The 20,367-nt window shown below is 67.8% G+C and carries 13 protein-coding genes; 4 read left to right on the top strand and 9 right to left on the bottom strand.

The window, feature by feature from the left end; genetic code table 11:
• Positions 1-5 precede the first annotated feature (5 nt).
• From ACIBK4_RS28235 to ACIBK4_RS28215, 5 genes are read right to left on the bottom strand one after another with little or no spacing between them, the layout of a single operon-like run.
• Positions 6-2,060 carry a PQQ-dependent sugar dehydrogenase gene (locus ACIBK4_RS28235; protein ID WP_398998838.1) on the bottom strand — a complete coding sequence of 685 codons (2,055 nt, stop codon included), beginning with the start codon at positions 2,058-2,060 and terminating at the stop codon, positions 6-8.
• Entirely contained in the window at positions 2,057-3,427 is a 1,371-nt protein-coding gene (locus tag ACIBK4_RS28230) for a glycoside hydrolase family 27 protein (protein ID WP_398998836.1), read from the bottom strand. The genes ACIBK4_RS28235 and ACIBK4_RS28230 overlap by 4 nt, the downstream gene beginning before the upstream one ends.
• On the bottom strand, positions 3,424-6,723 hold the full coding sequence (locus ACIBK4_RS28225; RefSeq protein ID WP_398998834.1) for a glycosyl hydrolase family 28 protein: 3,300 nt from the start codon (positions 6,721-6,723) through the stop codon (positions 3,424-3,426). Before ACIBK4_RS28225 ends, ACIBK4_RS28230 begins: the two co-directional genes overlap by 4 nt.
• A gap of 12 nt (positions 6,724-6,735) precedes the next feature.
• Positions 6,736-7,569, bottom strand: coding sequence for a Tat pathway signal sequence domain protein (locus tag ACIBK4_RS28220; protein WP_398998832.1), 834 nt, complete (start codon positions 7,567-7,569; stop codon positions 6,736-6,738).
• 4 nt (positions 7,570-7,573) lie between these two features.
• The gene (locus ACIBK4_RS28215; protein WP_398998830.1) at positions 7,574-8,749 is read right to left on the bottom strand and encodes a glycoside hydrolase family 105 protein; all 1,176 of its coding nucleotides are present in this window, start codon (positions 8,747-8,749) and stop codon (positions 7,574-7,576) included.
• Positions 8,750-9,244: 495 nt separating this feature from the next.
• Between ACIBK4_RS28215 and ACIBK4_RS28210 the strand changes: the two genes are divergently transcribed.
• On the top strand, positions 9,245-10,081 hold the full coding sequence (locus ACIBK4_RS28210; protein WP_398998828.1) for an aldo/keto reductase: 837 nt from the start codon (positions 9,245-9,247) through the stop codon (positions 10,079-10,081).
• Positions 10,082-10,268: 187 nt separating this feature from the next.
• Positions 10,269-10,964, top strand: coding sequence for a glycoside hydrolase family 75 protein (locus ACIBK4_RS28205; protein WP_398998826.1), 696 nt, complete (start codon positions 10,269-10,271; stop codon positions 10,962-10,964).
• A gap of 95 nt (positions 10,965-11,059) precedes the next feature.
• On the opposite strand, the gene ACIBK4_RS28200 is transcribed toward ACIBK4_RS28205, so the two are convergent.
• Complete coding sequence (locus ACIBK4_RS28200) at positions 11,060-11,764, bottom strand: SDR family NAD(P)-dependent oxidoreductase (protein ID WP_366429797.1); 705 nt, start codon at positions 11,762-11,764, stop codon at positions 11,060-11,062.
• A gap of 99 nt (positions 11,765-11,863) precedes the next feature.
• On the bottom strand, positions 11,864-12,754 hold the full coding sequence (locus tag ACIBK4_RS28195; RefSeq protein ID WP_398998824.1) for a class I SAM-dependent methyltransferase: 891 nt from the start codon (positions 12,752-12,754) through the stop codon (positions 11,864-11,866).
• A 124-nt stretch (positions 12,755-12,878) separates the two neighbouring features.
• Here ACIBK4_RS28195 and ACIBK4_RS28190 point away from each other — a divergent pair, with 124 nt between their 5' ends.
• Positions 12,879-13,658 (top strand): phytanoyl-CoA dioxygenase family protein, encoded by a 780-nt coding sequence (locus ACIBK4_RS28190; protein WP_398998822.1) that lies wholly within the window; start codon positions 12,879-12,881, stop codon positions 13,656-13,658.
• A gap of 87 nt (positions 13,659-13,745) precedes the next feature.
• Here ACIBK4_RS28190 and ACIBK4_RS28185 read toward each other — a convergent pair whose 3' ends face one another.
• Positions 13,746-15,461 carry a glycoside hydrolase family 6 protein gene (locus tag ACIBK4_RS28185; RefSeq protein ID WP_398998820.1) on the bottom strand — a complete coding sequence of 572 codons (1,716 nt, stop codon included), beginning with the start codon at positions 15,459-15,461 and terminating at the stop codon, positions 13,746-13,748.
• 65 nt (positions 15,462-15,526) lie between these two features.
• Positions 15,527-17,008 (bottom strand): cellulase family glycosylhydrolase, encoded by a 1,482-nt coding sequence (locus ACIBK4_RS28180; protein ID WP_398998818.1) that lies wholly within the window; start codon positions 17,006-17,008, stop codon positions 15,527-15,529.
• A 277-nt stretch (positions 17,009-17,285) separates the two neighbouring features.
• Between ACIBK4_RS28180 and ACIBK4_RS28175 the strand changes: the two genes are divergently transcribed.
• Positions 17,286-20,204, top strand: coding sequence for a glycoside hydrolase family 48 protein (locus tag ACIBK4_RS28175; protein ID WP_398998816.1), 2,919 nt, complete (start codon positions 17,286-17,288; stop codon positions 20,202-20,204).
• Positions 20,205-20,367 lie beyond the last annotated feature (163 nt).

Here is a 20,367-nt window from a genome sequence, read left to right as displayed (position 1 = left end):
CTGCGCTAGCCGATGTTCACGCGGAAGATCTTGTCGGAGCCGTCCGGCTGGTTGCCGTTGTTGTCGCAGTTGGTGGTCGACAGCCACAACTGGTCGGCGCCGGGGACCTTGGTGACCGTGCGCAGGCGTCCGTACGTTCCGACGTAGTACGCGGTCGGGGTGCCGACGCTCTCGGTGTCGCCGTTGATCGGGACGCGCCACAGGCGTTCGCCGCGCAGGGACGCCATGTAGACGACGTTGCGGACGATGGCGATCCCGCTGGGCGAGGCCTCGTCGACGTTCCACGTGGCCTTGGGGTTGGTCATCCCGGCGACGCTGCAACTCCCTTCACAGGTGGGCCAGCCGTAGTTCGCGCCCGGCTTGATGAGGTTGAGTTCGTCCTTGGAGCTGTTGCCGAACTCCGCTTCCCACAGGCGTCCGTTGCGGTCGAAGGCGAGGCCCTGCGGGTTGCGATGGCCGTACGAGTAGACGTAGTTGCCGAAGGGATTGCCGGGGGCCGGCTTGCCGTCCGTCGTCATGCGGAGGATCTTGCCGTTGAGGGAGGTCTTGTCCTGGGCCAGGTCGGGTGTCTGGGCCTCGCCGGTGGAGACGTAGAGGTAGCCGTCGGGACCGAAGGCGAGGCGGCCGCCGTTGTGGTAGCGGTTCTTCTTGATGCCCTGGAGGAGGACCGTGTAGCCGCTGAGGGTGGTGCCGTCGTACGTCATGCGGACGACGCGGTTGCCCTCGGACGCGGTGTGCATGAAGTAGACGTAGTGGTTGGTGGCCCACTTCGGGTCGACGGCGACGCCGAGGAGGCCTCCCTCGCCGTTGGTGGTGACCGCGTTGGGTACGGTCCCGACCTGGGTCCGGGTGCCGTCCTTGGTCGTCTTCCAGACCCGGAAGTCGTCCCGCTCGGTGACGAGGGCACTCTGGCCGTCGGGCATCCAGTAGGTGCCCCAGGGGATGGTCCATCCGGTGGAGAGTGTGGTGACGGACGACGGGACACCGCCGTCGGTCGCGCAGGCCTTCGTGGTGAAGGTGACGGTGTTGCTCTGCTCGGAGAGGTTGCCGGCCGCGTCGCGCGCGACGACGTTCAGCGTGTACGGGCTGGAGCAGGCGAGGCCGGTGAGGGTGGTCGAAGTGCCGCTGGTGACCGTCTTGTAGACGGTATCCGCGCTGCGGATGTCGTATGCGACCACCGCACGGTCGTCCGTCGACGCGCCCCAGGCGAGGTCGACCGTATTCGATGTGATGTCGGCGGTCGACAATGTACCGGGCTTGGTGGGCGGGGTGGTGTCCGAGCTGGGTTTCGTCGTGCAGTCGACGACCGGGCTGGCCGGCGAGGTGTTGCCGGCAGCGTCCCGGGCGATGACGGTGAGGTCGTAGGTGGTGTTCGGGGCGAGACCGGTGAGGGCCTTGCTGGTCGAACTCCCGGGCGCCTCACCGATCTTGTTGCCGTGCTCGTAGAGGTCGTACGCCGTGACGCCCACGTTGTCGGTCGAGGCGCCCCAGGCCAGCGTGAGGCCGTCCTCGCCGATGTCCGGGCAACTCGGCTGGCCGGGACGGGTCGGTGCCTGGCTGTCGGCCGCGGTTCCGACGCTGATGCGGTCGAGGTTGGGGCCGCCGTTCGCGGTGGTCGCGGTCGCCCGGACCTTGTCGGTGCCGGCGGTCAGCGGGACGTTCACGGTCTTCGTCGCCCAGGTGTTCCAGTCGGCGGTGGCCGGGAAGGAGACGGCGGACGCGACGACCGTGCCGTTGACGGAGATGTCCAACGGACGGTCGGTGGCGGTGCCGTTGGCGTAGCGCAGCGCGACCGACGCGGTGCCGGCGGCGGTGGCACTCACTGTGAACTCCACATACGAACCAGTGACGTTGGTGTAGTCGACGAAGCCGGTGCCCGTGTAGCCGGTGTGGTTGGTGGCCACGCTGCCCTGGACGACGGTGGCGTCCTCGGCCTGGTAGTCGGTGGTCGCCGCGTGCGCGGCGGGGGCGGTGAGACCGGCGAGCGGCGCGGCGAGGGCCAGAGTGAGAGCGAGGGAGAGGCCCCGTGCGCCCCGCGCCGGTGTTCTGCCGCGTGTCATGAGTGCCCCCTCAGAGCGCTGTCGACCGGGTTCACCCGGATCAGCCGGGTCTCGCCCGGCCGTAGCATCGCGCTGTACGAGTCCGCGATCGTGCCCTTGTGGGAGCCGGACCAGAGGTCGGTGACATCGCCGGAGCCGGTGAAACCGACCTGCGACCAGTTCACGGAGACCGTCGCGCTGCCGGACGTACCGGTGTTGAACAGCGCGACCACGTAGGCGCCGCTGCTCTCGCGCTTGCTCCAGGCCTGCTTCACACCGCTGTTGACCACGCGTTTCGCGGCGGCGCCGTCCTGGTCGACGCCGATGAGGCGGTCGTTGGTGAGCATCGCCTTGTCGACGGTGTCGAGGTGGGTGAGATCGGTGCCGAGCAGCAGGGGCGAGCCCGCCATCGCCCACAGGGTGAAGTGCGAGCGCCGCTGGTCGGCCGTGAGACCCACCTGGTCGCCGTTGCCGACCTCCAGGGAGTCCAGGTCGTTCCAGCCGCCCGGCCCGGCGTACGGCTGCCAGGACGCGGCGGTGTTGAAGCGGGCGGAGACGTGGGACCAGTCGGTGAGCGGATAGCCGCTGCCGTTGGCGCCCGGACCGCAGTAGCACTCGACGTCGCCCTGAGTGCGCCAACTGTTCGCGTACTGACGCCAGGTGACGGCGTCGGCGATCGGAAGGTTGTTGGAGAGCGCGAAGTTGATGGGTCGGCCGGTGGCCCGCAGGGCCTTGTCCCAGGCCTGGACGTCGGGGATGTCGGCGCTGCCCACGCCGTCGATCTTCAGGTAGTCGACGCCCCACGAAGCGAACTGCTTGGCCCACGAGTTGACGAACTCCTGCGCGCCCGGCTTCCCGTAGTCGATGTAGTACATGTTCTTGCAGTTGTAGTTCTTCTCGGTCCTGGACGTGTCCGCGATGTCCTTCGCGTGGTACGAGGTGCCCTCGATCGGGGTGTTCGCGGTGACCGCGTTCTTGGCGATGCCCGGGGTGACGTAGAAGCCGAACTTCAGTCCCTTGGAGTGGATGTAGTCGGCCAACGCCTTGATTCCGGAAGGGAACTTGGCCGTGTCGACGGCCCAGCGGCCGTAGGAGTCGACGGTGAAGCCGCCTGCGTCGCACTTCTGCCAGAAGTCGTCGAGGTTGACGTACACGAAGCCGTGGTTGTCGAGGCCGCTCGCCACGAGGGCGTCGGCCTGGGCCTTGATCTTCGCCTCGGTGGGGGTGCGGCGGACGTAGCTCCAGCTGCTCCAGCCCATGGCGGGGCGGGTGGACTGGCCGTTGTCGGAGGCCGCGGCCGGGGTCGGGCCGCCCAGGAGAGGAAGCGCCGCGGCGGCCAACAGCCCGGCGAGCACTGTCACGAAGGGTCTGGATCCGATGTGTGTCATGACGGTCCCCCGGGGGTCGCGTAGGAGGTGCCGATCCAGGCCTCGTCGATCCGCAGCCGCTGATAGCGGGTGGTGTCGGTGGCTGCGGCCCAGGTGGAGTCGACTTCGAGACGGACGTAGCGGGCGTTGGTCGCGGTGAGGTCAATTCCCTGGATTCCGCGGCGACTTGGGAGCTGCGCGGTCCTGACGGCGCTCCCCCAGTTCGTGCCGTCGTTGCTCAGGAACACCTTGTAGTCCTTGATGCGCGCCGACTGTTCGGTGTCGGAGCGGGCGTAGGCCACCGAGTCCTCGCGCTGGTTGAGGCCGATGTACTGCACCCTCTTCGAACTGCCCAGGTCGAAGGTGAGGTTGACCGGCAAGGCCTTGCCGTTGTCCCAGTAGGTGAGGTAACTCCCGTCCCCGGCGGCCGAACCCGCGTGGCCGCTCACCGAGGCGCTCGCGCTCACGGTGACGCCGGACAGGATGCCCTGACGGCCGGCGGTGGTGACCTTGAAGACGGTGTCGTAGGGATCCCAGCCGCCAAGCCCGCTGAGCGTTAGCACTCCGCCGGACTGGGACCACGAAATCGGCGCGCCGGTACGGAGGTTGGTGACGGAGGCGATGCGGTAACCGTTGTCCCGGACGCGCAGGGTGCTGGTGCTGGGCGGGGTCAGGACGTGGATGTACTGGAGGTCGGGGTTCGTGCGGCTGATGGTGGTGACGCCGTGGGCGCCGTCGTTCCAGAAGCCGGGTTTGAGGCCGCCGTACATGTAGCCGCCGCCCTCGGTGCCGTGCAGGGATTCCCAGATCGGGTCGAGGTAGGAGTTCGCGAAGGTGTTGAAGGCGGCCTGGTTGGCCGGGAACTTGCCGTTGACCTGGGCGGTCTCGGCCATCAGCGCCTTCACCGAGGAGCCCGCGTTGGTGACGAGGCGGCCGAGGGTGAGCATCCGGTCGACGGCCGGGTCCGAGCCGTCGTACCACCAGGCGCCGGTGGACGGGAGCTTGAAGTCGGCTTCCGTCAGGCGGGGTTGTGCGGTGTATACAGCCTGCGGGTAATCGTATGCGGGCGACATTCCCGTCTTCTGCTCATTGCTGATCATGTCCATGATCGGCGTATCTTCGTTGTTGTTGCTGAGCGTGTAGTTGGGGCGCTTCTGATAGATCTGCTGGTAGAGGTCGTGGCTCTCCCAGTACGCGTTGTCGTTGTCGATCCAGAAGCCGCCGAGGTCGGGATAGCGGTCCATGACCTCGAAGAAGTTGTCGTAGCTGAACTGCCCGAAGCCGTCGCGGGTGGTCAGGTCGACGTTCTTGCCCTTGTAGGCGGAGTAGGCGGCCGAGTCGAGCCACTCGTGGCCGCCCTCGTCGTGCCACTGCGGGTCGTCGGTCATGTAGAGGACGACCTTCATGCCCTTGGCCTTCGCGGCGGTGATCAGCTCGCCGAGGAAGTCCCGCTTGGTGGAGCAGGATCCGGGGATCTTCGAGGGCCAGGGGCGGGCGTAGCCGAGGCGACTGTGGAACGTGGCCAGTACGAGGTATTGCGTATGCAGTTTCCGGGCCTCGTTGATCCAGTAGTCGGGGGTCCAGCCGCCGCCCGTGACATCGTTCTCCCAGGCGGTGCAGCTGGTGTGGGCGGGCGCGGTGCGCAGGCCCCAGTGCAGGAAGAGGCCGCCGACGGAGCCCCGGAGGAAGTCCTGGCGGGGGTTCTCCAGGTCGAGCGGGCGGGCGGCGGCACCGGGCGGGCGGGAGCTCGTGGTCGTGCCGACCCCGCTGCCCGCGTCGGCCGCGCAGTTCTCGGTGGAGCCGGTGCTGGAGACGCGTGGCGCGCCGGCGCCGCTGACGCAGTAGCCCGTCACGTCCTGGAAGCCCAGGTCGTAGGGCGAGTTGGTGCCCCGCTGCGCGGTGAAGCCGGTGAAGCGGACGCCGCTCGCCGCGTTGGCGATGACGGCGGGCCGGCCGTCGTTCGCCGCGAACTTCACGGAGCTGTCGGTGAATTGGACGTTGTCGGCGTTGTGCAGGTACCAGCCGTAGGCCGGCCGGGTGCCGATGGCCTTCGGGTTGTAGTCCTTGGGGTCGTTGGCCGGTACGCCGGTGGACATGGTGCCGTTGCCGCCGGGGACGGTGATGTCGACGTTCGTGAAGGTGATCCCGCTGATCCGGTGGCCGGTCTCGCCCCACAGGGTCGGGCTGAAGGAGGGGCTGTTGCCGGTGGCGGTGATGTTGTCGTAGGTGACGTCGCTGATCGAACCGACGCCCGGACTGTTGCCGCAGCGCTTTCGGGTGCCGATCTTCTCCATGATCGGTGAGTGGACGCCGGTCATGGTGATGTCGCGGTAGTGGACGTCGGAGATCTTCGCGCCGTCCATGGAGACCATGCCGAGGCCGGACTTGTCCGCGCCCTCGATCCGGATCTTCTGGAACTGGTAGTCCGAGAAGTCGCCGCAGGTCTCGGATCCGAACATCAGCGCGTTGCAGCACTTGGCCGACAGATACGCATCACTCACCCGCACATGACCGTTGGGGAGTTTGGCGCCGAGCGCGTAGTCGCTCTTGAAGACGAGGGCGTCGTCGTTGGCCTTGATGCTGGCGTTGGTGACGGTGACGTTGGTCGTGGAGATGATGTTCCAGCCGTCGCGGTCGCTCGCGGTGTCGATGGTCAGCCGGTCCGAGGTGACGTTGGTGCAGCCGTTGATCAGCGCGGCGAAGTGGCCGCCCCGGCGCAGGGTGAGGCCGTCGCCGATCCGGAGTCCGTCGCAGCGGGTCAGCGACAGGATCTTGTCGGCCTGGCCGGACTTGGGGTTGCCGGTGATCAGGTTGCCGAGCCCGTCGATGACCCCGCCGCCGACGAAGCCGATGTTCGTGAGCCGGTCGCCGTAGATCATCGCGTTGTGGAAGTGGCTGTGCCCGTAGTCCTGGTACTGGTCGTTCGGGTTGGCCTCGGGGGCGTCGTAGGTGTCGGCGGACGAGCCCTGGATCGTGGCGCCGGTGTCGACCTGGAGCGTCACGTTGCTCTTCATGTGGATGGTGTTCTTGGACTTGTAGGTGCCGGCGGGGAAGCGGACCGTACCGCCACCGGCCGAATTGGCCGCCGTGATGGCCTTGTTGACGGCAGGGGTGTCGTTGGCGGAGCCGTCGCCCTTGGCGCCGTAGTCGCGTACGTCGTAGACGGCGGCGGAACGGCCCGGCGTCGCGGAAGGTGCCGCCGCGAGGGCCGAGGGGTGGGCGAGGCCGAGGACGACGGCGAACGCGAAGAACACGCTCGCCGCCCAACTCCGTTTGTACACGGGTGGTTTCGGACGGGACTTCGTGGGGGGTTTCACGGAACGGGCTCCTCACACGAGTTGGTAGCCGCGGAGATCGGTGAGCAGGAGATAGGTGTCCTGAAGGGACCCGGAGGTGTCGCCGAGGGAGCGGTAGATGCCCCACTTGGGGCGCACGCGGTCGGCCAGGAAGGTGTCGATGCCGGTCCTCGACTTGTCGATCACGGTCGTGGAGCCGGACTTGAGGATCCAGCGGACCGAACCGGCCGTGCCGTCGCCGACCTTGATCTGGAAGTCGACGTCGGTCCATGTGTCGTGGAGCGGTTCGAGGTCGGTCCGGCCGACCAGGACACCGGCGATCGGCAGGTTCAGTTCGATGGTCTGCACGCCGTTCACGCGCCGCAGGGACTGGACGACGATCGGCGAGGTGCCGTTGCCGGGCTGCTTCATCTGCATGATGTGCGTGAAGGTCGTGGTCGCCTTCAGGGAGCTGGGGATGTACATCGAGTACGTGATCCGCCAGGTCTGCCCCTGGGTCCACTTGAGGTAGCTGCTGCTGCCGGTGCGCAGCCCGGTGACCTCCTGGCGCTGCCGGTCGGTCGACGTGTCGCGGTCGACCGTATGCATATTGAAGCGCCAGTTCTCTCCGGTGGCGTAGATGTGCGGGTGTCCGGCCGGGTGCGAGTCGGCGCGGTCGTCCTCGACGGTCTCGAAGGCGCCGAGACCGTCGCCGCTCGCGGTCGGTGCCCACTTCTGCTGCCAGGAGGCGGCGGGTGCGAGGGCCGCGGGTGCAGGGGTGGTGTGCGCAGGGATGGCGTGCGCGGGAGTGGCGGCGGGCAGGCCGACCGCCGCGCCTGCCGCTCCGCCGAGGGCGGCTCCGAGAACCGCCCTTCTGGACGTGCTCATGACACTACTCACCTCGCAGTTGTTCGTTCATGATCAGGAAGGCGCCCAGGCCGTGGAAGTCGTTCGTGGCCCGGGTGCGGCCGACGTAGTAGGCGTAGTCGCCGACATTGGTGCCGATGGAGATGTCACTGAGGTTGGTGCGGCCGTCGCCGCCGATCGAGAGGCGCGCGAGGACGCCCTCGTAGCCGCGCCGTGCGACATCGGCGAAGTGCCGGTCCAGATAGCCCTGCTGGGCGCCGCGCGAGAGGGCGTAGGTGAACATGCTGGAGCAGGACGTCTCGGTCCAGTTGTCGCTGCGGGCACCCTTGTCCATGATCTGGAACCAGCGGCCGGTCGCCGGATCCTGGTACTTCTCCAGTCCCGCCGCCAACCGGCGCAGGATGCCCAGGAGTTGGGGCCGTCGCGGATGGTCGGCGGGAAGTGCGTCGAGGACGTTCGTGATGGCCATCGCGTACCAGCCGACCGCGCGGCACCAGTGTTCCGGCGCGAGTCCGGTCGCCGGATCGGCCCAGCTCGCGGTGCGCGACTCGTCGTAGGCGTGCCTCAACAGGCCGTTCGCGACCTGGAGATGACTGCCGTAGACATAGAGCTGCTTGGCCGCCTCGTCGTTCGTGTAGGCGCTGTCGCCGAACTCCTTGCCGTACTCGACGAGGAACGGGTTCACCATGTAGACGCCGTCCGCCCAGAGTTGATGGGCCCGGCTGCTGCTGTCGGCGTGCCAGAAGCCGCCGTCGCTCGTGCGCGGGTAGGTGTCGAGGCGGTCGCGGATCTTCTTGGCGGCCTTGCGGTAGCGGTCCTGGCCGGTCTCGTGGTGCAGGATCACCAGGAGGCGGCCGGCCTGCATGCTGTCGAGGCTGTTGAAGGACTGGTCGATCGAGCCGTCGCTCTTCACGAAACGGTCGACGTAGCTCTTGATGTAGGTCAGGTAGCGGGCGTCGCGGGTCCGCTTGTAGGTGAGGTACTGGCCGTAGAGGTAGAGGCCGACCGGGTACGACCAGCCGCCGATGGTGCTCGGTGTGTAGCGGGCCGTGGTGGAGTCGACCACGGCCACGGACCAGTCGGGCGCCGCGGCCGGGCGGCTCGCCGCCACCGCCGTTTCGAGCGGTGGGGCCGCCCCGGTCAGGGTGGCGGTGGCGAGGGCTGCCGCGGTCAGGGCCGTTCGCAGGCGTCGGCGTCTCATGTTCCTCCCTTTCGTGGTCTGTTGACTGGGGCCTATTGACCGACTGATCAGTCGGTACGGCTGAAGAGACACCCGCTCGCCGCCGCAGGTCCGCACGCCGTGCGCACCCATGGGCGAGGAGGCCTTCACCACACCTTTTCATCCGATGTTTCTGGCATACGGTGCACCGTCTACGGAATCCCGGGCAGCGCTCTGGTCGGGTGCGCATACCTGCTCTCCTGAGGGATGGGGGTTCTCGGAGTCACAACAGGCGCCAACGTTCACATGTACGTATCGCGTTCACGGACGCGTCCGGCGGCGTGTTTCAGGGTTGCGGCATGAAGGTCCGCGGTCAATGGTCCGGACCGAAAAAGGTCGGATGCATTTCTCGCCAATCTTCAGCGGTCGGCGCCGACCCGCCGATGAGTCCGGACCGATTTCGCGGTCAGGAATGCGCTACGGCCCGTGATCGTTGACGATAGGCGTACCACCCGACGACTGAAGGATCGAGAGCTCGTGAGCAGCAAGGTCCCCCCGATCATCCTCAACAACGGTGTCGAGATGCCCCAGCTGGGCTTCGGCGTCTGGCAGGTGCCGGACGACGAGGCGGAGCGGGCGGTGGCCACGGCGCTGGAGGCCGGGTACCGCAGCATCGACACGGCTGCGATCTACGGCAACGAAGAGGGCACCGGTAAGGCCATCGCCTCCTCCGGCGTCCCGCGCGAGGACCTCTTCGTCACCACCAAGCTCTGGAACGCCGACCAGGGGTACGACGCGACACTGCGTGCCTTCGACGTGTCGCTGGAGAAGCTCGGCCTGGAGTACCTGGATCTGTATCTGATCCACTGGCCGACGCCGGCCCGGGACAAGTACATCGACAGCTACAAGGCGTTCGAGAAGCTGTACGCGGACGGCCGCGTGCGGGCCATCGGCGTCTCCAACTTCGAGCCGGACCACCTGGCCCGGCTGATCGCGGAGACCTCGGTCATCCCGGCGGTCGACCAGATCGAGCTGCACCCGCAGCTGCAGCAGATCGCCGGGCGCGAGTACCACGCGGAGCAGGGCATCGCGACCGAGGCCTGGTCGCCGCTCGGCTCGGGCCGGGGCCTCCTGGAGGTCCCGGCGATCGTCGCCATCGCCCAGAAGCACGGCCGCACCCCGGCGCAGGTCGTGCTGCGCTGGCACATCCAGCTCGGCAACGTGGTGATCCCGAAGTCCGTGACGCCGTCGCGGATCAAGGAGAACATCGAGGTCTTCGACTTCAGCCTGGACCCCGAGGACCTCGCGGCCATCAGCGCGCTGAACGAGGACCGGCGCCTGGGTCCCGACCCGTCGACGTTCAACGCGGCCTGAAATCAAGGCACATGGCCTGAACCCCAGGTAGTGCGAGCGCCCCGGAGCCTCATGGCTCCGGGGCGCATCGTTTTTCCGCGCCTACGGCCACATTGGTTCGTACCAGGGTCTTGACGCGAGCATGCCCGTGGGGCCACCTTGTTGCGCACCCGGTAAGGAAACTTTCCTAACAGAAGGGTCCCCCACAGTGCGCATGCGAACACTGACCCTCGCCGCGGCCTCAGGTGCCGCACTGCTCGCCGCCGGAGTGCTCCCCGCGAGTGCCTCCGGTGCCACCACCCCCAAGTCGGCCCAGGAGGGCTCGGTCAGCGCGGCCGACCTGCTCGCCAAGGTGACGTCCTGCTCGCAGATATCGAACGGCAAGTACCGTACGGACGACGAGACTTCGGCCACCATCCCGGTCTGCGGCAAGAACGGCGCCGTGTTCTGGAAGGCCGACATGGACATCGACTGCGACGGTCAGCGCACCTCGAAGTGCAACGAGAACGCCGACCCCTGGTACCAGGACGACACGGCGTTCCACCAGTCCAACGGCCAGCCCCTGAAGGCGGATTCACTGCCGTACATCGTGGTGCCCAGCTCCAGCAGCATCTGGAAGTACTCCAGCTACGGCATCAAGGGCGGCGGCGTGGTCGCCGTCATCTACAACAACAAGGTCGAGTACGCGGTCGTCGGCGACACCGGCCCCACCAACATCATCGGCGAGGCCTCGTACGCCACCGCCAGTGCCCTCGGCATCGACCCCGACCCGGCGACCGGCGGCGCCGACTCCGGCGTGACGTACATCCTGTTCAAGAACTCGACGGTCTCCCCCATCGAGAGCCACAGCGCGGCGGTCACCCTGGGCGACCAGCTGGCGAAGCAGTTCCTTGCCAACAACTGAGGCCCCGGAGCAGCTGACTTGAGAGACGCGTGGGGCCCGTTGCCGCGAACGGTCGCGGCAACGGGCCCCACCCGTACGTCAGTTGACCCGGCGTGTCAGTTGGGCTGCCCGATCGGCCGTACGACGACGGTGTTGATGTCGACGCCGGCGGGCTGGCGGATCGCCCAGAGGATCGTGTCGGCGATCTGGTCGGCGGTGAGCAGATGACCGGGCGGCAGGCTGCCGTTGCCGTCCCAGAACGGGGTCTCCACCCGGCCGGGGGCAACCAGCGTCACGCCGATCCCGAACTCCGTGACCTGGCGCCGGGTGTTCTCGGCGAGACCGGTCATCGCCCACTTGGTCGCGCCGTAGATGTTGCCGGGCGTGTGCACGAACCCGGCGACGCTGCCGATCAGCACGATCCGGCCGTGCGTCTGCTTCAGCGCGTCGACGGACGCCCGGATCAGCAGCGCGGGCCCGAGGACGTTGGTCAGCACCATCTCGGTCCACCCGGCCGGGTCCCCGTCGGCCACCGCGTCGTGCGTGGCGACCCCGGCGTTGGCGACGACCGCGTCGAGCCGCCCGAACTGTTTGAGCGTCGTCTCCACGGCGGCCTGCACCTCGCCGTACTCGGCGGCGCTGCCGGGGACGGTCAACAGGCCCTCGGGGTGGCCCAGTTGGGCGGCGAAGTCGTACAGGCGCTGCTCGTTGCGACCGGTGACGGCCACCCGGCCCCCGGCGCTGAGGAGTTGACGGGCGACGGCAGCGCCGATCCCGCTGCCGCCGCCGGTTATGAGCGCGACGTGCGAGTTGTCGTTCATGGGTGGTCCCCCCGTTGGTCGGTGAACTCCGCGCAGTTGGAGGGGCAGTTCATCACCTTGAGGAGGCTCGAAGTCAAGCCGCCGAGATCACGGGCCCGGTCAGTCGGCCCGCACCGCCCTGTGCACGGTGTGCGCGGCGAGCACGAACACATCGGCGCGCCGGTGCACGCTCGCCGGGTCCTCCGGGTCGACGAGCCGGTCGAGGGCGGCCCGGTCCTCGGCTTCCATCGCCTCGCCGTAGGTGTCACGGACCCGGGTCAGCCAGGCCGCGGCGTAGGCACGGACGCGGTCGGGGGCCGGGGCGGGCAGGTCGAGGAGGAAGCTGCGGCTGCCGGTGTGCTTCAGGCCGACCGACTCCAGCAGGGCGGGCCAGTCCTCGGTCTCGGTGACGGCGCCGGGAAGGTCTGCGCGCATCTGCGCGAACCACTCGGCCTCGATCGCGTCGATCCGCGCCTCAAGCCCCGGCCGGCCGATCCCGAAGTCGCGCGGCAGGAACCGGGACGGCAGTCCGCCCTCCATGATCGCGAGGGTGCCACCGGGCGCGAGCCGCTCCGCGAACGCGGCGAGCCCGGCCCGCTGGTCACCGAGGTGGTGCAGACTGCGGCCGGCCCACATGAGGTCGGCCGGGTACTCCAACTGCCCCAGGACTTCGGGCAGTTCACCGGTCAGCGTGCCGAAGCGGTCGCCGAAGCCCAGCCGGTCGGCACGGGCGTTGGCGCGTTCCAGGAGCGGCTCGGAGAAGTCCACCGCGACGACCCGGGCCCCCGGAAACGTCTCCGCGAACAGACACGCGACGACCCCGGGCCCGCTGCCCACGTCGACGATCAGCCCCGGATCGGTCCGCTCCTTCGCGAGCCACGCCATCGCCCGCTCGTACAACGGCGCGAACAGCTCCGCCTGGGCCTCCAGCAGGGGGCCCATGACGGCCCAGTCGAGGTCGGTGTGGTCGTGGTGGTGGTGTGCGTGCTTCTCGTCGTGCTCGTGCGCCATGGTGGTCACCCTCTCGTCCGCGTGCCGCCAGCCTGCGCCGACGCACCGTCGGGCGGCCAGTTCCGTTGCCGAAGCGGCAAAAAACAAGGTGCGGAACAGGGCGTCCGTCGCCGAGCATGCCCGTATGGACGACACGGCCGACGTGATGGTGGAACGCTTCCTCGAAGACGGCTTCGTGAAGATCGAGGGGGCCTTTCCGCCGCGGGTCGCCGAGGACTGCGCGCGACTGCTGTGGCGGGAGACGGGCTACGACCCGGAGGATCCCGGCACCTGGAAGGACCCGGTGGTGTGGGTGCCGGGCATGGGCCAGGGCCCGTTCGCCGCGGCCGCCAACTCCCCCGTCCTGCATGAGGCGTTCGACCTCCTGGTCGGCGAGGGACGCTGGGCGACGCGCTACGGTCTGGGCGCCTTTCCCCTCCGCTTCCCGCACGAGGACGAACCCGACGACGCCGGCTGGCACATCGACGGGAGTTACACCCCCGAGGGTGAGACCTGGGGACATGTCAATCTGCGGTCGCGGGACCGGGCGCTGCTGATGCTGTTCCTGTTCACCGAGGTGACCGAGGACAACGCCCCGACCCGCATCCGCGTCGGCTCGCATCTCGACGTGCCGCCACTCCTGGAGCCGTACGGCGAAGCGGGGGTGTCCGGTCTGGAGATCGCCCCTCGACTGGTCGAGGCCACCGCCCACCGCCCGCTCGCGTACGCCACCGGCAGCCCCGGTGACGTGTACCTGTGCCACCCCTTCCTGGTCCACGCGGCCCAGCCGAACCACGGCACCCGTCCCCGTTTCCTGGCACAGCCCCCGCTGGACCCGACGGTCCCCTACGACCTGGACCGCCCCGACGGCAACTACTCAGCGGTGGAGTTCGCAATCCGCCGGTCCCTGTCAAACGAGGGCTGACCCCCACGCCCCTTTGAAGGGGCGCGGGGAACTGCGCGACCAGCCACATACGGCCCGCAGCCAAAAACTCGACGCAACCAACGGCACCTACAGCGGGGGATACGCGTTGGCCATCAGCTGCTGAAACTGCGCCGAGAACCAGTGCCCGGACAACGGCGCATTCGGCAACGCACCCGACATGTTGTTCCCGTTACGCGCATTCCCCGTGTACGTCGGGTCGCACATCCGGTCAAACCCCTTGCCCTCGTCGTTGGCGATCGCCGTGCTGGACCCGTCCGACTCCCCCGGCGGCTTCATCCACACATACGCGTCGATCCCGGCAGCAGGAGCAGCCTGCGGCCGCTCACCCAGCCCCGCCCCGGACTGGTTGCACCAGTTCCCGACCTGAATCCGCCGGTCGTAGCGCCCACCGTCAACGTACGTGTCCACACTGGTAGTTGCACCTGGCCCGGCAGGCCGAGCCGAACCACCCCACCCATTCCGCGACGTGTCGATCAGCATGCCGATACCGGAGTTGAAGCCCACCGACACCAACTCACTGCGGAACGCCTGGGCATACGACTGCTCGTCCACGTACCGGTTCCAGTCGACCCACTTGGACTGCCGCACGGAGACACCGTTCACGCTGTCGTTGATGGTGAAGTTGTTCTCCTTCAGGGCGCTGTAGTTGGCCGTGTTGGTGATGAAGCCGGCCACGTCGTTCACGGTCGCGCCCTCGGCGTTCGCGGCCTGGTAGAAGAGGTTCGCGGAGGGAACGAAGTTGTCGTCCCAGCCGAGCCAGCCGTGGTGTCCGGCGTCGATGTAGTTGTAGACGTTGGGGATCGCGCCGAGCTTGTTCAGCGCGTAGCCGACGCCCTTCACGTAGTTGCCGTTGGCGAGCATCGTGTCGCACTGGGGGGTCGCGGTGGCCTTGCTGCCGGTGTTGGTCACGAGGTTGGGCAGCGAGTCGATCTCGATCGTGGTGACGATCCGCAGCGAGGCGTACTTGCTGTCGGCGAGGATCGCGGCGATCGGGTCGATGAACTCGGTCTCGTAGCGCCCGATTTCGGTCGGGCCGAGCTCACCGTTGGAGGCCAGGGCCGCGCAGTCGCGCCCTGGCAGGTCGTAGACGACGAGCTGGACGACCTCTTCGCCGGTGCCCTTCTGGGCGAGCGCCGCGTCGAGGTGGGCACGCAGGCCCATCCCGCCGTTGACGCCGTTGATCGCGGCGATGCGGTCGAGCCAGACGCCGGTGGGCTGGTTGGAGACCCGGCTGCCACCGGTCTCGGCAGCGGCCTTCGCGGACCACTCCGGGTTCACGTACACCTTGGCGCCCGCGTACGGGTTGTCGACCCGCGTGCCGGGATCGGTGCCACCACCGCCCCCTCCCCCACCGCTGCCGTCGTCGACGTTGCAGGTCACGCCGTCGAGGGTGAAGGTGGTCGGCAGCGCGTTGGTGCCGCTGTAGGAGGCGTTGAAGCCGAAGCTGACCGAACTCCCGGTCCCCAGGCTCCCGTTGTAGGTCTCGTTGGCCGCCGTGACGGCGGTCCCGCTCTGGCTGATCTTCGCGTTCCAGCCGCTGGTGATCTTCTGGTTACCGGCGTACGACCACTTCGCGGCCCAACTCGACTTGGCGGCCCCGTTGTTGGTGATCGTGACGGCGGCGGTGAAGCCGGTGTCCCACTGGTTCTGCACCTTGTAATCGACGCTGCACGGGATCGCGGCGATGCCGGCGTCCGCCGAGGGAGCGGCGGCCACCGCCGTCCCCGAGGCCCCGGCGACGAGCACCAAGGCAGCGAGCAACGCTGTTCTGGTACGGCTCATGAGTGCGGGTTTCCTTGTCTGTGAAGGAAGTTGGATGCGGGTGCTGGTGGATCGGTCCAGGGCGCCTATCCGTTGAGGGCACGCAGATGGTCGCGCAGCCCGATGCCGTACGCCGTGGGTGTACCGGCGTAGTCGGAGATCAGGGACGGACCCGCGGAACAGTCCCAGGTGTTCCAGGTCCAGCCGAGATACGAGAGCCCGCGGTCGTCGAACCACTTCATGACCTGGTCGACGAAGGCGTGCGAGCAGGTGTTCTCGCCCATCTCCCCTGCCACCAGCGGCACTTGGGCCGCGACGGGGGCGAGCTGGGTGTTCCAGCAGCTCTCGCTCGCGCAGGTGTTGAAGTTGTACACGTGGTACGCGGCGACGAGATTGCCGGTCGGATCGGCGGGCTTGTAGGCCAGCCACTGGCTCAGGTCGTTCGAGTACGCGAGCCCGCCGGCCATGATCACGTTCTTGGCGCCGGTCGACCGTACGGAGTCGACGAGATCCTGCATACCGGCGACTTCGTACCCGATGCCGGGGCAGGTGCCGCCGTCCCGCCAGCACTGCCACGCCTGAGTGGTCGTGGAGGTCGCGCGGTCCGGGTAGGGCTCGTTGAACAGGTCGAACGCGACGGCCTGGTCACCCTTGAAGGTGCTGGCGACCGAGGACCAGAAGGACGGCGTGTACTGCGCGTCCGGCATCGGCTTCTGACAGGTGGCGTGCACGTCGGAGCAGCCCGCCGAGTTGCCGGTGTACTGGCCGTAGGTCCAGTGCAGTTCGACGATCGGGGTCATGCCGTGCGCCTCGACCTTCGCCACCAGGTCCTTGACGGCGGCGATGTAGTTGACGCCCGCATACTCGGGCTTGATGTTGGAAAGGCCCAGCCAGCACTCCTCGTTGAGGGGAATGCGGACCACGTTCGCCTTCCAGTCGGCGATGGCGGCGACGGCCGCGTCGTCCACGGGACCGTCCCAAATGCCGTAGCCCTGCACGCACATGAACTCGCCGCCGGACCGATTGACACCGAGCAGACGGCGGTTGGCGCCGTCGGCATCCACGAGCTTGTTCCCGGAGACGTGCAGCGCGGGTGCGCTGCCGCCGGTCGGCGGTGAGGTCGGAGGCGGCGACGTGGGTGGCGTCGGCTCCGCATCTACGTTGCAGGTCGTGCCGTTGAGCTTGAACGCGGACGGTACGGCGTTGCTCCCCGACCAGTTGGCGAGGAACCCGGCACTCACGCTCGCGCCGGTGCCGAGCGCGCCGTTCCAGCTCTCGTTGGCCGCGGTGACCGTCGTGCCGGACTGGGACCACTTGGCGTTCCAGCCCTGGGTGACCTTCTGGCCGCCGGCGAAGTCGAAGCTGAGGCTCCAACTGCTCACCGGTGCCATGTTGTTGGTGATCTGCACTGAACCCTGGAAGCCGGTGTCCCACTGGCTGGTGACCGAGTACGCCACCGTGCACGCGGGAGTGGCACCGGACGCCGTGACGACCGGAACGACCATGGCCCCGACAAGGGCGGTCGCGCCGGCGACGGCTAAAAGCATTGAACGCGGGGGGTGTCGCATGAGCGACTCCTTGCAGCTCGGGCGCGTCGCACGGACGCGTCGACTGACGGAATCGCTCCCACTGGTGTCCAGGAAGGTAGCGCCAAGTGACGGTAAAGGACAGGGGAGTCACAGACTTTCGCTGACTTTCCCTCAACCCACGGGCGTCGAATCTTTTCGACTCCGTAAGCACCTTGACGGCTCTCACCCCCGTCCCCACGATGGGAGCGCTCCCACTGGTTCAAGGCTTGTTGCTGCTCCGCCCCCACCCCTCCGAGCCGCAAGGAGGAACCAGCACATGCACCCCAGAAGGAGACGCCGTTTGACGCGGCGACTGTGGACCGCTGTCGTGGCGGCCCTCGCACTTCCCGTCTCGATGCTCGCGACGGGCACAACTCCCGCCCAGGCGGCGACAGTTCAGTGCAGCGTGGACTACAAGACGAACGACTGGGGCTCCGGCTTCACCGCGGACCTCACCCTCACCAACCGGGGTACGGACGCGATCAACGGCTGGACCCTGACGTACGGCTACACCGGCAACCAGAAGCTCAGCAACGGCTGGAACGGCACCTGGTCCCAGTCCGGTTCCACGGTCTCGGTGACGAACGCGTCGTACAACGGGACGATCGCCGCGGGCGCCGCCGTCTCGACCGGCGCGCAGTTCAGTTACAGCGGCACCAACACCGCGCCCACCTCGTTCGCGGTCAACGGCACGACCTGCGCCGGCGCGCACCAGCCGCCGATCACCGTGCTGACCAGCCCGACCGCGGGCGCGATCTACACGCAGGGGGCGGCGATCCCGCTCGCGGCGACCGCGGCGGCGGCCGACAACGCGACGATCAGCAAGGTGGAGTTCTACGACGACACCACGCTGCTCGGCACGGACACGAGCTCGCCGTACTCTCTCTCGGCCTCTGGATTGACCGTGGGCAGTCACTCACTGGTGGCGAAGGCCTACGACAGTCTGGGCGCGTCCGGGGAGTCGACTCCGGTCGGCATCACGGTCGCGTCGGGTCCCGCGGTGGTGGCCTCACCGGCCCAACTCGGCGTCCAGCAGGGCAAGTCGGGCACGTACGCGGTGTCGCTGTCCACGCAGCCGTCGTCGAACGTGACGGTGACGACGGCCCGCGCGAGCGGCAACACGGGGCTGTCGGTCACCGGCGGCGCGTCGCTCACCTTCACGCCGTCGAACTGGAACACCGCGCAGACGGTGACCCTCACGGCCGACGCGTCGGGCACCGGTACGGCGTCCTTCGACTCGACGGCGACGGGGTTCACCAAGGCGACGGTCACGGTGACGGAACTGGCGGCGGCGAACGCGTACGACGCCCGTTTCCTCGACCTCTATGGGAAGATCACCAACCCGGCGAACGGCTACTTCTCGCCCCAGGGCATCCCCTACCACTCGGTGGAGACCCTGATCGTCGAGGCGCCGGACCAGGGGCACGAGACCACGTCGGAGGCGTACAGCTATCTGCTGTGGCTGCAGGCGATGTACGGCAAGGTGACGGGCGACTGGTCGAAGTTCAACGGTGCCTGGGCTCTCATGGAGAAGTACATGATCCCGACCCACGCCGACCAGCCGACCAACTCCTTCTACAACGCCTCGAAGCCGGCGACGTACGCGCCCGAGCTGGACACCCCGAACGAGTATCCGGCGAAGCTGGACACCTCGGTGCCGGTGGGATCGGATCCGATCGCCGGTGAACTGAAGACCGCATACGGTACGGACGATGTCTACGGTATGCACTGGCTGGAGGATGTCGACAACACCTACGGCTACGGTGACACGCCGGGCGGCGGGTGCGAGGCGGGGCCGACGGCGAGCGGGCCGTCGTACATCAACACCTTCCAGCGCGGAGCGCAGGAGTCGGTGTGGGAGACGGTGCCGCAGCCGACCTGCGACGCCTTCAAGTACGGCGGTACGAACGGGTACTTGGACCTCTTCACCGGTGACTCCTCGTACGCCAAGCAGTGGAAGTACACGGATGCGCCGGACGCCGACGCGCGGGCCGTGCAGGCCGCATACTGGGCCGATGTGTGGGCCAAGGAGCAGGGCAAGGGCTCCGACGTCTCCGCGACCGTCGGCAAGGCGGCGAAGATGGGCGACTATCTGCGGTATGCCATGTACGACAAGTACTTCAAGAAAATCGGCAACTGTGTGGGACCGTCCACGTGCCCTGCCGGGACCGGCAAGGATGCCTCGGACTATCTGCTGTCCTGGTATTACGCGTGGGGCGGGGCCAATGACGCCAGTGCGGGTTGGGCCTGGCGGATCGGGTCCAGTCATGTGCACGGGGGTTATCAAAACCCGTTGGCCGCTTATGCGTTGAGCTCGTACGCGGACCTGAAGCCCAAGTCCTCGACGGGTGCTGCGGATTGGGGTACTTCGCTGTCGCGGCAGCTGGAGTTCTACCGCTGGCTGCAGTCGAGCGAGGGTGCCATCGCCGGTGGGGCGACGAACAGTTGGCAGGGACGGTACGCGAGTCCGCCGGCCGGGACGTCGACGTTCTACGGCATGTACTACGACCAGCAGCCCGTGTATCACGACCCGCCGTCCAACCAGTGGTTCGGCTTCCAGGCGTGGTCGATGGAGCGGGTGGCCGAGTACTACCAGCAGACGGGGAACGCGAGCGCGAAGGCGGTTCTCGACAAGTGGGTGGCCTGGGCCTTGTCCAAGACCACGGTCAATCCGGACGGGACGTATCTGATTCCCTCGACGTTGCAGTGGTCGGGGCAGCCGGACACGTGGAACGCGTCAAGTCCCGGTTCCAATGCGGGACTTCATGTGACCGTGGCCGACTACACCAATGACGTGGGTGTGGCTGCCGCGTATGCCAAGACGCTGACGTACTACGGCGCGAAGTCCGGTAACGCGGCGGCGAAGACGGCCGCGAAAGCGCTGCTCGACGGGATGTGGGGCAACTACCAGGACAGTCTGGGGGTTGCCGTTCCGGAGACTCGCGCGGACTACAACCGGTTCGACGACAGCGTGTATGTGCCGAGTGGGTGGAGCGGGACGATGCCGAACGGGGATGCGGTCAACTCCGCTTCTACGTTTGCCTCGTTGCGGTCCTTCTACAAGAACGATCCGGCGTGGTCGAAGATCCAGAGTTATCTGGCGGGTGGGGCTGCGCCTGTCTTCACGTATCACCGGTTCTGGGCTCAGGCGGATGTCGCCTTGGCCATGGGGTCGTACGCGGAGCTTCTTGAATAGCCCCCGCCGGGCGCTCCGCGGGTTGGGCGGTTGTTTGGCTGCGGGTCCGTTGTGGCTGGTCACGCAGTTCCCCGCGCCCCTGAAAACAGGGCGTTGGAGCGGCCGTTCCTCGAAGAGTGCCTCGGAGTTCCGTGTGCGTGGCCCCGTCACCTGACGGCGGGGT

It is taken from the genome of Streptomyces sp. NPDC050528 (assembly GCF_044457795.1).
Taxonomy (GTDB): domain Bacteria; phylum Actinomycetota; class Actinomycetes; order Streptomycetales; family Streptomycetaceae; genus Streptomyces.
Note: the sequence above shows the minus strand (reverse complement) of the source record. Positions and strands in the feature narration are given on the sequence as shown.